An 11,318-nucleotide genomic window follows, 5' to 3' on the forward strand; every position below is an offset into this window, starting at 1 on the left:
TCTCAGGAAGCTCCGAAGAGAGCGAGGATCTGGCTGGGCGTCAGGGCAGTGTGTTCGGGGGGCGAACCGGCGCGGGCGTTGCGGGCGAGGTCGAAACGCCCGTCCCGGCCGGTGAGGACGATTTCGGCGGGTGACGGACGCGCGCAGCCTTTGGCGCAGCCGGACACATGCAGCGAGCCGCGGATAAACGGTGCAAGGCGGGCTGCAAGATCGCGGGTGGCGACGCCTGCCTGTGGACAGGCCGGGGCGCCGGTACAGGCATCGGCACGCAGCAACGGATCGAAGGCGGCGAGGCCGGAGGCTTCAATGCAGCCCTCCAGAATCAGGCCACGCCATGGGGTGAGGCGCAGAGCGACGATGCCCGGTTGCGATGCAATGGCCGCGATTTCATCAGCCTCGATCTGGCCGAAGGGGGCTCCGTAAAAGGCACCAGGGGCTTGCGCGAGGACATTCTGGAGGGGGCGGGCAGCAGCAGGAGCGGCGGCAGGTTCCGAAGGCAGCGGCGCTTGGTGACGGGCCATGCGCCCGGCGGCCGGGCCGCCACTGTCCACAAACCAGCGGGTAAGGGCGATCAGGGCCTGGGCGGCATCATCGATCGCGACTGGAACGCCCAGAGCGCGACCCTCGGCACGCAGGATGATGGCGCCGCATTCGCCGCGTTCGAAGCGGAAGTCGGCAGGGGCCTGCTGAAGGGCTGGTGCGGGACCCGTGTCGATCGCGACGCCGATCTTGGGCGGAAGGTCCGGCAGGTCGTCCAGCCGTTCGAGCAGTGCCTCGGCAATGCGATGGCTGTCATCGCCCGGCTGCCAGTCGGGCGTAAGGATGACGGCGCTGCGGGCCTCGCGGGCAGGATCAGCATCGGTCAGGCCCAGCGCGACCAGCCGCTCCACCAGAACGGTATAGCCTTGTGCTGCGACGCCCCGGATCTGAAGCGCAGCGCGGTTGGTGAGGTCGATCAGGCCATTGCCATGTTGGCGTGCGGCATCGGCCAGCGCCGCGGCCTGCATCGCGGTCAGTCGTCCCAGCGGCGGGCGAACGCGGATCAGCAGGCCGTCGCCGGCCTCCATAGGGCGCCATGCCGTCGGACACCAGCCACGGATGGCGGGGGTGGATTGCGCAGTTTGCGCGTCTGGCACCGGACTTCACCTCCCACGTCGCAACGATGGGCTGGAAGCAAGCCCCCAGCCGCACATCCGTCGCCCGTGCGGAGAACCGAGCCGTGACCATCCCCTGGACCATGGCAAGAGCGACCCTTTGCGTCGGCAGGTCTCCTGGCTTGCGGGTCACAGCTTTGGCAGGGGCCTTCCCGGATTGCTCCAGTGGCTGACTGTCCCCGTTTCATGGGGCGTCGTCCTTGCCTCGCTCGCCGCTCACAGTTGCAGGGACAGCCGCGGATTGGGAAGTCGCCTTCCGCACCGCATTCCCATTCAAGCCCCTTTCAGGGCACCGACGCGATCGAATGAAACCGGCACCGCCGGTTCCAGCGGCGCTTCATAAGGCGGGTGACGCGGAAAGGGAAGTGGGTCAATTCACCGGCTAACGACGGTGGATCGCCAGTCGATGCGATGCTCCCATCCGCGCCGCTCCAGTTCCGGCGCCGCCTCCTCGCTGGTCGGATAGCCAAGGCATAGCAGCCCCAGACAGCGCCAGTTTTCGGGCACGCCCAACATGGTATCGACCGTCGCCGGGTCGAGGATCGAGACCCACCCCATGCCGATCCCTTGCGTGCGTGCGGCGAGCCAGATGGTATGGATCGCCATGACGCAGCTGTAGCGGCGCGCTTCGGGCATGGTGATGGCGCCCAGACGATGGCCGGTTTCCGTGCCCTCGTCGCAATAGACCGCGAACAGGACGGGCGCTTCGCGCAGGCCATGGAGCTTCAGACTGCGATAGAGCCTGTCTTCCTCACCCTTGTAGATTTCCCCGGCTCTGGCGACCTGATCGTCGACATGGGCGGCAAGCCTTTCCCTGAGCGCAGCGCTTGCGATGCGCACGAAGCGCCACGGCTGGGACAGGCCGACAGAGGGCGCGCTGTGAGCGAGGGCAAGAAGGCGATCGACCTCTTCCTCGTCCAGCCCGTCGGTCAGGAAATGGCGCACGTCGCGGCGGGCGCGAACCAGTTCCTCGAAGGCGGAGATGGTGAAGACGGTGCGGGTCAGAATTCGATTCCTGCCTGGGCCTTCACGCCGCTGCGGAAGGGATGTTTGACGAGGGTCATTTCGGTGACGAGGTCGGCCGCTTCGACCAGTCCTTCGGGCGCGTTGCGGCCGGTGATGATGACATGCTTCATCGGGGCGCGGGCGCTCACGGCCTCCAGCACCTCTTCGAGCGGAAGATAGTCGTAGCGCAGGACGATATTAAGCTCATCGGCCAGAACCATATCATAGGCGGGATCGGCGATCATCCTTTTCACCTCATCCCATGCCTCGCGGGCGAGGGCAATGTCGCGCGTGCGGTCCTGCGTGTTCCAGGTGAAGCCTTCGCCCATGGGCTTGAATTCGACATTGTCGGGAAACGCGTCGAACACGGCTTTTTCTCCCGTGGTCATGGCGCCCTTCACGAACTGGACGACGCCGACCTTGCGGCCATGACCGATGGAGCGCACGACCATGCCCAGCGCGGCGGTCGTCTTCCCCTTGCCCTTGCCGGTGTGGACGATCAGCAGGCCCTTTTCCTGCGTTTTGGTCGCCATGATCCTGTCATGGGCGGCCTGCTTCTTCTTCATCTTTTCGGCATGCTGTTCGGGGGTGCGTTCGATCATGGACGATCTTCCTTGAGCTGGGCCAGCACCATGGCGGCGCTGTTCGACTTGGGTTTCCAAAGGGCGCGGTCGAGCGCTTCGTGGAGGCGCGCTGCGGTTTCACGCAGGGCGGCGGGGTTGACCTCCGCCATGAAGGCGCGGACGGCCTCATCCTCGATGAAGGCGGCGTGCACCGCGTCGAAATGATGGTCCTTCACCGCATGGGTGGTCGCGGCGAAGGCGAAGAGATAGTCGACCGAGGCGGCGATTTCGAACGCGCCCTTATAGCCGTGGCGCATCATGCCCGCGATCCATTTGGGGTTGGTGACCCGCGCCCTGACGATGCGGCCGATCTCATCCTCCAGCGTGCGGATGACGGGGCGTTCCGGGCGGCTATGGTCATTATGATAGCTGAGCGGCTTCCGGCCCGACAGATGCTCGACCGCCGCGGCGATGCCGCCCTCGAACTGATAATAATCGTCGCTGTCGAGCAGGTCATGCTCGCGATTGTCCTGATTCTGGATGAGCGCGTCGGCCTGGGTCAGCCGCTCCGCGAACAGGCTGCGTTCGGCGTCGCCCTCTACTCCGCCGCCATAGGCATAGCTGCCCCAGTCGAGATAGACGTTGGCAAGGTCTGCGCGGTCGTGCCAGATCTTCTCGTCGATCATCGCTTGCAGGCCAGCGCCATAGGCGCCGGGCTTCGAGCCGAAGATGCGGGCGCCTGCGCGGCGGGCGGCGGCCTTTTCCGGCGTGCCCTGCGCGATCAGACCGGCAGTTTCGGCGCGATGGCGGGCGGCGGCGGGATTATCCTCCTCCGGCTCATCCAGCGCCATGACGGCGCGGGCGGCGCTGTCCAGCAGGTCGATCTGCTCCGGGAAAGCGTCGCGGAAGAAGCCGGATACGCGGAAGGTGACGTCGACGCGGGGGCGATTGAGTTCCGCCAGCTTCATGACCTCAAAGCCGGTGACCCGGCCTGAGGCCCAATCCCATTTCGGGCGGACCCCCATCAGCGCAAGGGCCTGCGCAATGTCGTCGCCCCCGGTGCGCATGTTGGCGGTGCCCCAGGCGGACAGGGCAATGGCGCGGGGATAAGCCCCCTCGCGCTGGAGATAGTCCTGTACGATGAGGTCGGCGGAGCGCTGGCCGAGATTCCACGCAGCGACCGTGGGAACGGCGCGGGTGTCGACCGAATAGAAGTTCCGCCCGGTGGGGAGGACGTCCGGGCGGCCTCTGGTCGGCGCGCCGGAGGGTCCGGGAAGAACGAAGCGGCCATCGAGAGCGGCGAGAAGGGCTGCCTTTTCCGCGTTTCCGCAGGCCGTGACGCGAGGGGCGAGATCGGTTTCGATGGTGGCGAGCACGGCTGCGCTTTGCGGGCCGGGCGCAGGCGCCCCACTGTCGAGCAGTTGGATGGCGTGGAGTTCGAGCCGCTCGACCGTGTCGCCGGTGGTGCGCCATGGCGCGGGGGTGAGGCTTTGCAGCGGTTCGGGACGGGGGCCGGTCCATGGCGTGGCCATGACGCAGTCGAGAGGGTCGAAACCAAGCGTGAGATCGTCGGCCAGTGCGCGCAGAAGCGACTGCTGGCCGTCATGGTCCAGCCCGCGCGGGCAGCGGGCAAGCGCGATCAGCAGGTCGCGGCGGAGGGCGCCGTGCGGGCTTTGGGTGAAGATGTGCAGCCCGTCGCGGATCTGCATTTCCTTCAGGTCGCAGAGATAATTATCGATCGCGGCGAGAGCGTCCTCTCCCGATCCTTGCGCGCCGGCATCCTTGTCCAGCCCTTGCGAGGCGGCGAGCGCGATAATGTCCCTGCGCAGCGTTTCGAGGCGCCGCGGGTCCATGCCTGCGGCGAGATAATATTCGTCGACCAGCGCCTCCAGCTCCTTCAGCGGACCATAGGTTTCGGCTCGGGTCAGCGGCGGCGTCAGATGATCGATGATGCAGGCGCCGATGCGGCGCTTCGCCTGCGTGCCTTCGCCCGGATCATTGACGATGAAGGGGTAGATTTGCGGGAGCGGCCCGGCGCAGATTTCCGGGAAGCAGTTTTCCGACAGGGCTATGGCCTTGCCGGGCAGCCATTCGAGATTGCCGTGCTTGCCGACATGGACGACGGCGTGCGCTTCGAAGGCCTGCGCCAGCCAGATGTGGAAGGCGAGATAGCCGTGTGGCGGGGGGAGCGCCGGGTCGTGATAGCTCGCCTTGGCATCGATATGGTAGCCGCGTGACGGCTGCACCGCGACGGCGACATTGCCGAAACGGTGGACGGGTAGGTGGAAGGCGCCTTCCTGAACGAAAGGGTCGTCTTCGGGCGCGCCCCAGCGGGTCTGGATGGCCTCGCGGGCGCCGGCAGGAAGGGTGGCGAAGGCGTCGCGATAGGCCGGGAGGGACAGGGTGACCTTGCCGGGCCGATCAGGCGATGCGTTGGTGATGCCGCCCGTCATGTGATGCATGAGTGCGGCGCCGTCGGCGGGAGCGTTGCCGGTGAAGTAGCCCTCCGCCGCAAGCGCGTTCAGGATCGCGGCTGCGCTGGCGGGGGTATCAAGGCCGACGCCGTTGCCGATGCGGCCGTCCTTGTTGGGATAGTTGGCGAGGACCAGCGCAACGTTGCGTTCGGCAGGAGGGGTGCGGCGAAGTTTAGCCCAATTTGCAGCCAGTTGTGAAACAAAGCTCACGCGGTCTTCGAGAATGCGTGGAACGATGATGCTGCATTCGGTGCGCTGGTCGAAGCGGGCGGCGGCTTTGAACGCGACGGCGCGGGTGAAGAGGCGGCCGTCCACCTCGGGCAATGCGATGTGCATGGCAAGGTCGCGGGGGCCGAGGCCGCGCGCGCTTTCCTGCCATGCGGCCTGTTCGGCGCTGGCGAAGATGGTCTGGAGGATCGGGCAGTTCGCCCGTTCGAGGATCGAGGGGGTGCGTGGCTCGCCGGGAGCGCTGGCGGCGAAGGCGGTGGCGTTGAGGATCACGTCGGGGGGACATTCCGCCATCAGGGACTGGAGATAATCTCGCGCAAAGGGTTCGCGCAGGGCGCGGACATGGACGGGCAGGATGTTGAGGCCCGCCGCTTCAAGGCCCGCGATCATGGCGTCGACGGCTTCAAGCGTCCCGGCGATGAGCAGGGCACGGTAGAAGAGGAAGAGGGCGGTGGGACGGCCTTCGGTCCAGCGGGTCTTGAGTTGCTCCAGCGTGGGGCGGTCGGTGCCGGGGAGGTAAAGCCCCGCATCGGCCACCGGGACCGGCGCGTCGGGCGCGCCTGCGTCGAGTCCGGCGAGACGCGCCGCACTTTTGAGGAAGGCGATGGCGTTGGCGACGCCGCCCTGTCGCAGATAGTCGCGCAACCGATCACAGCTTTCGGGCGGCAGGGTGGAGGCCGCCCGCAGTTCCGGATCATCTTCCCGGCCATCGGCTATGGCGGCGAAGGCGATGTCCTTCTCTCTGGCGGTATTGGCAATTTCTTCAATGCCATAGGGCCAATAGCTCTTGCCGCCCAACAGGATGACGCAGACGAATTTCGCTTTGGCGATGACATTTTCGAGATAGAGGTCGACGGAATAGGGATGTTTGAGTTGCAGCAGGTTGGCGAGGCGGATCGTCGGCGCCGCCTCGCCCCGTTCCTGCGCCAGCGCGGCGGCAGCGCTGGCGAAGCAGGCGAGTTCGCTGTCCGCCACGGTCAGCAGGACGATGTCCCCCGGCGACTGGCCGAGGTCGATGGCTTCCTCTCCGTTGGAGACGGTGCCGGGCGTGGCGGTCAACAGGTGCATCAGGCGGGAACCGCCTGCGCGCCGAGGGCGGCTTCGATGACGGCGCGGTCCAGCCCGTGCTGGCCGATCACCACAAGGCGGGAGGCGCGGGTTTCCTGCGCCTGCCACGGACGATCATAATGATGCTGGATGCGGGGACCGACGGCTTGCAGGACCAGACGGGCCGGTCGGCCCCTGATCGAAAGGAAACCCTTCACGCGCAATATGTCATGTGCGGCGATCGTTTCGGCGAGCGCGGCGAGCAGCGGTTCGGGACTGTCCAGTTCACCCAGCTCCACGATGAAGCTCTCGAAATCATCATGGTCGTGATCCTCCTCATTGTCGTGATGGGAGGGGCGGGCGTCGATCTGGTCCTCCACCCCGGCATCGAGGCCGAGCAGGACGGCAGGGTCGATCTGTCCCCTGGCGGTGCGGATGATGCGCACGCCGGAGCGGATTTCCCCGGCCAGATCCTGTTCGAGCGCGGTGAGGCGATCAGCGGGCACCAGATCGGTCTTGTTGAGCAGGACGAGATCGGCGCAGGCCAGCTGATCTTCGAACAGTTCCTCGATCGGGCTGTCATGATCGAGCGTCGGGTCGGCGGCGCGGGCGGCGGCGAGCGCCGCCTCGTCATGGGCGAAGCGGCCCGCAGCCAGGGCGTCGGCGTCGATCAGGGCGATCACGCCGTCGACCGTCGCGCGCGTGCGGATGTCGGGCCACTGGAAGGCCTTGACCAGCGGCTTGGGCAGGGCGAGGCCGGAGGTTTCGATGATGATATGGTCGGGCGGCGTATCCCGGTCGAGCAGGCGCTGCATGGTCGGCAGGAAATCATCCGCCACGGTGCAGCAGATGCAGCCATTGGCAAGTTCGATAATGTCCTCGTCGGGGCAGGCTTCGTCGCCGCAGCCCTTGACCAGCGCACCGTCGACGCCGACATCGCCGAACTCGTTGATGATGAGGGCGAGGCGGCGGCCGCCCGCATTTTCGATCAGGTGGCGGATCAGCGTGGTCTTTCCGGCGCCCAGAAAGCCGGTGATGACGGTGGCGGGAACTTTTTGGCTCATTGGACAAATCCTTGGGTTGAGGGGGTGACTTCGATCTGGTCAAAGCCCTTCCAGCGATAGATGACCCAGCTGACGATCCAGCAGGCCGCGAACAGACCGACAATGAAGAAGCCGAGGCTGTTGAAATGTTCGCCAAGGTCGGCGGCGAGCGTCCAGATGCCGCCGCTGAGGCCCAGCTTGTCGCCCAGCAGGGCGGCGGTCTCTATGCCGCCGATGACGATGGCGACGATGGCCGACACCAGCGTGATGGTGATGTTGTAATAGAGTTTGCGGATCGGCTTCACGAATGCCCACTGATAGGCCCCCATCATCAGCGCGCCGTCCGCGGTGTCCACCAGCGCCATGCCCGCCGCGAAGAGCAGGGGGAAGATGAGGACGGTCGCGATGGAAAGCCCGCTGGCCGCTTGTCCCGCCGAAAGGCCCAATATGGCGACTTCGGTGGCCGTGTCGAAGCCGAGACCGAACAGGAAGCCGAGCGGCGCCATGTGCCAGCTTTTCGTGACGAGACGGAACAGCGGCTTGAAAATGCGCGCCAGAAAGCCGCGATTGCCGAGAAGAATATCCATGTCTTCATCGACATAGATACCGCCGTTGCGAACATGATTGAAGGTCTTCACAACCGATCGGAGGATGACGAGATTCATCGCGGCGATGGTGAACAGGAAGGTCGCGGACACGATCGTCGCGATGGTGCCGCCGATGGCCCCAGCCGCCTCGACCCGACTCAGCGCATTGGCGGCGATCGCGATCGTGATCGCGGCGATCAGAACGATGCCGCTATGGCCGATGGCGAACCAGAAGCCGACGGTCAGCGGCCGCTGGCCATCCTGCATCAGCTTTCGGGTCACATTGTCGATAGCGGCGATATGATCGGCATCGACGGCATGGCGCAGGCCAAGGCTCCAGGCCAGAAGCGCGGTGCCCAGCATGATGCTGTTACCCGCAAAGATCAGGAAGGCCCATATCCAGCAGGCGAGATTCGCTGCGATCAGGGCAGCGAATATGCCGGTCGCGCAGCGGCGCAGATGGCCGGGGGCAACAGATGCGCTGGAGATCGGCGCATGGGAAAACTCTGTCATCAGGGACGATCCCCGTCGGCGTCGGCGAACCGGACGGGAGCAGCCTTCATGCCGGACGGACGCCAGAGCGCCCGGCATGCGGACAGCAGCTCCCGCTGCTTCAAGCGTCGCTCAGACGGAGTACCGTGCCGCGGCCATCCCCTGGACCAAGGCAAGAGCGACCAGACGCAGGCAGGTTTCCTGGCTCGCGGGTCTCAGCTTGGCGCATGGCCTTCCCAGGCCTCGCAGGATTTAGCGTCCGGCCCAGTGGCTGATCCCCTGGGCGGCCCCAGGGCATCGATATGCGTCTCGCTCACCGCTTACAGTTGCAGGGACAGCTGCGGCTTTTACCGCATTCCCTATTAAGCCCCTTGAGGGGGCACCGGCGCGATCAGTGAAAGCTGGCCGAAACCGGCTTTCGCGGCACTGCATAAAGGCTGGGACGAGGAATGGGAAGAGGGCGTTTCCAGAGCGATTTCCAGTCGGATGGCATCATCTGACGGTTAGAAATCGCGCTATGCCGGCTCCATGGCCGTCATCCCGGCCGCCCGGCGTTCTTCGAGCAATGTCCTGAGAAAGGCGCGGCCGGTAGGAGAGAGATCTTCATGGTGGATCAGCCAGAGCGAACTCATGACCGGAACGTCAAAGGGGCGGTTGATGACGTTGTCGACATGCAGGCGCGCCATAGACTGGGCGATGACCGTGGGACCGAAGCCTGCAGCGACCAGACCGAGCAGCGTGGCGAGGCTGCGGGCTTCATGGGAGATTTTGGGCGCGAAACCCGCGCGGGCGCAAAGCGCGAAGAAATGTTCGGTAAAGCCCGCGCCGTTGGGCGCGCCGTAGAGGACGAGCGGCTCTTCGGCGAGATCGGCAATGCTGGGCGGCGCAGCGCGTAGCGCCAGCCAGTGGTCGGCGCGCAACGCCAGCACCATTTCCTCTTTCAGAAGGCATTGCGAGACCATGCCTTCCGGCAGAATTGGCGTTTCATAGTCGCGCACGATGCCCAGATCGAGCTGACGGCTGCGCACGCTTTCGACCTGTTCGTCCCGACCCTGCTCGCGCAGGATCAGTTCGACATTGGGATAGGTCTGCCGGAAGCGATAGAGGGCGCGAGCGACCGGCGGGACGAACGGACCGGAGGTCGTGAAGGCAAGGCCGAGATGACCGATCTCCGCACGTTGGGCCATGCGGGCGATCTGGGCGGCGCGTTCGGCCTGAGCGAGCGTCTGGCGGGCTTCGGGTTCGAACAGCCGCCCCGCTTCGGTCAGGCGGACGCGACGGCTGGTGCGGTCGAACAGGCGGACGCCCAGTTCCTCCTCCAGCGCCCGGATCTGTTGGCTGAGCGGCGGCTGGGAAATGCCCAAGCGCAGTGCAGCCCGGCCGAAATGCATCTCTTCGGCAACGCAAAGAAAATAGCGGAGGTGGCGAAGGTCCATGACATCATGTCGCAAAAACTATCAATCAAGCCATATTATATATTAGACGCAGAAGATCCAAGAGCGCATGGGCGACTTGTGGCGGTGTTTTACGGTCGTCCGGCAGATATGCGCGGGTTATGCCCCCTCATGCCGCAGCATTCTTCTAGGACACGGAGATGCCGCCACATTCTTGTGCATTTTCCGCGCTGCTTCGTCTCTATGTCGCAGGGATCGAAGATGATCTGGAGAGGTGGAGTTTCGTGTGTCGCGGCGGCGTGCCGCGGCGCATTGGTGGAGTCGTGAATGATCGGTATCGTCAAGGTTGCCCTGCATCGCCCGCTCACTTTCATCGTGATGGCGATCCTGATAGCAATCGGCGGCGTGCTGGCAGCGGCGCGCACGCCTGTCGACATCTTTCCCAACATCCGCATTCCGGTGGTGGCGGTCGCCTGGCAATATTCGGGACTGTCGCCGGAAGACATGTCGAGCCGGATCGTCGGCCCCTATGAGCGCGTACTGACGACCACGGTCAACGATATCGAACATATCGAGAGCCAGTCCCTTCAGGGCATAGGCATCATTAAAATCTATTTCCAGCCGGGCGCGGACATCCGGACGGCCACCGCCCAGGTGACGTCGATTTCACAGACGGTGCTGCGTCAGATGCCGCCGGGCATCACCCCGCCGCTGGTGCTGAACTACAGCGCGTCGACCGTGCCGATCCTCCAGCTCGCGCTGTCGGGGAAAGGACTGTCCGAACAGCAACTGTTCGACATGGGCATGAATCAGGTGCGGCCGCCGCTGATCACGGTGCCGGGGTTGGCCATGCCCTTCCCGTCGGGGGGCAAGCAGCGGCAGGTTCAGATCGACCTCAACCCGCTGGCGCTCCAGTCGAAGGGGCTGTCGGCGCAGGATGTCGGCAATGCGATCGCCGCGCAGAACCAGATCAATCCCGCCGGCTTCGTGAAAATCGGCGAGACGCAATATAGCGTGAGGCTCAACAACGCGCCGCAATCGATCGAGGCGCTGAACGACCTGCCGGTCAAGGTGGTGAACGGCGCCACCATCACCATGCGCGACGTCGCCCATGTCCGCGACGGCAGCGGGCCGCAGCAGAATGTGGTGCATGTGGAAGGCAGCCGGTCGGTGCTGCTGACCATCCTGAAAAATGGCGCGACCTCCACCCTGGCCATTGTCGAGGGGGTGAAGGAGAAACTGCCGCAGATCACCGCAACCCTGCCCGACAGTCTGAAGATACTTCCGATCGGCGACCAGTCGCTGTTCGTGAAGGCCGCGGTCGAGGGCGT

8 protein-coding genes and 2 riboswitches are annotated in these 11,318 nt (G+C 65.2%); of the genes, 1 reads left to right on the forward strand and 7 read right to left on the reverse strand.

Annotated elements, in window-relative coordinates:
- Window positions 1-2 precede the first annotated feature (2 nt).
- The 7 genes from ACFC3J_RS14195 to ACFC3J_RS14225 all read right to left on the reverse strand — a co-directional run bounded on the left by ACFC3J_RS14195 (window position 3) and on the right by ACFC3J_RS14225 (window position 10,029).
- Window positions 3-1,067 carry a cobalamin biosynthesis protein CobG gene (locus tag ACFC3J_RS14195; RefSeq protein WP_375196818.1) on the reverse strand — a complete coding sequence of 355 codons (1,065 nt, stop codon included), beginning with the start codon at window positions 1,065-1,067 and terminating at the stop codon, window positions 3-5.
- A gap of 176 nt (window positions 1,068-1,243) precedes the next feature.
- Window positions 1,244-1,466: riboswitch (cobalamin riboswitch) on the reverse strand.
- Between the two features lie 63 nt (window positions 1,467-1,529).
- Entirely contained in the window at window positions 1,530-2,138 is a 609-nt protein-coding gene (bluB, locus tag ACFC3J_RS14200; RefSeq protein ID WP_375196819.1) for a 5,6-dimethylbenzimidazole synthase, read from the reverse strand.
- A 17-nt stretch (window positions 2,139-2,155) separates the two neighbouring features.
- The gene (cobO, locus tag ACFC3J_RS14205; RefSeq protein ID WP_375196810.1) at window positions 2,156-2,761 is read right to left on the reverse strand and encodes a cob(I)yrinic acid a,c-diamide adenosyltransferase; all 606 of its coding nucleotides are present in this window, start codon (window positions 2,759-2,761) and stop codon (window positions 2,156-2,158) included.
- Window positions 2,758-6,492, reverse strand: a complete 3,735-nt coding sequence (cobN, locus tag ACFC3J_RS14210; RefSeq protein WP_375196811.1) for a cobaltochelatase subunit CobN — start codon at window positions 6,490-6,492, stop codon at window positions 2,758-2,760. Before cobN ends, cobO begins: the two co-directional genes overlap by 4 nt.
- Window positions 6,492-7,535 carry a cobalamin biosynthesis protein CobW gene (gene cobW / locus ACFC3J_RS14215; protein WP_375196812.1) on the reverse strand — a complete coding sequence of 348 codons (1,044 nt, stop codon included), beginning with the start codon at window positions 7,533-7,535 and terminating at the stop codon, window positions 6,492-6,494. The genes cobN and cobW overlap by 1 nt, the downstream gene beginning before the upstream one ends.
- Window positions 7,532-8,614: a HoxN/HupN/NixA family nickel/cobalt transporter gene (locus ACFC3J_RS14220; RefSeq protein ID WP_375196813.1), complete on the reverse strand. Its 1,083-nt coding sequence runs from the start codon at window positions 8,612-8,614 to the stop codon at window positions 7,532-7,534. The genes cobW and ACFC3J_RS14220 overlap by 4 nt, the downstream gene beginning before the upstream one ends.
- Before the next feature lie 152 nt (window positions 8,615-8,766).
- Window positions 8,767-8,995: riboswitch (cobalamin riboswitch) on the reverse strand.
- 113 nt (window positions 8,996-9,108) lie between these two features.
- On the reverse strand, window positions 9,109-10,029 hold the full coding sequence (locus tag ACFC3J_RS14225; protein ID WP_375196814.1) for a LysR substrate-binding domain-containing protein: 921 nt from the start codon (window positions 10,027-10,029) through the stop codon (window positions 9,109-9,111).
- Between the two features lie 285 nt (window positions 10,030-10,314).
- Here ACFC3J_RS14225 and ACFC3J_RS14230 point away from each other — a divergent pair.
- Window positions 10,315-11,318, forward strand: a 1,004-nt coding sequence (locus ACFC3J_RS14230) for an efflux RND transporter permease subunit (RefSeq protein ID WP_375196815.1), incomplete at its 3' end; no start/stop codon positions are given.

The sequence above is a fragment of the Sphingobium sp. genome, assembly GCF_041987595.1.
Lineage (GTDB): Bacteria > Pseudomonadota > Alphaproteobacteria > Sphingomonadales > Sphingomonadaceae > Sphingobium.

Coding starts and splice junctions, on each gene's coding strand:
- cobW (WP_375196812.1), bottom strand. CDS start 7,535: ATGAGCCAAAAAGTTCCCGCCACCGTCATCACCGGCTTTCTGGGCGCC.
- ACFC3J_RS14225 (WP_375196814.1), bottom strand. CDS start 10,029: ATGGACCTTCGCCACCTCCGCTATTTTCTTTGCGTTGCCGAAGAGATG.
- ACFC3J_RS14195 (WP_375196818.1), bottom strand. CDS start 1,067: ATGGAGGCCGGCGACGGCCTGCTGATCCGCGTTCGCCCGCCGCTGGGA.
- cobO (WP_375196810.1), bottom strand. CDS start 2,761: ATGATCGAACGCACCCCCGAACAGCATGCCGAAAAGATGAAGAAGAAG.
- cobN (WP_375196811.1), bottom strand. CDS start 6,492: ATGCACCTGTTGACCGCCACGCCCGGCACCGTCTCCAACGGAGAGGAA.
- ACFC3J_RS14220 (WP_375196813.1), bottom strand. CDS start 8,614: ATGACAGAGTTTTCCCATGCGCCGATCTCCAGCGCATCTGTTGCCCCC.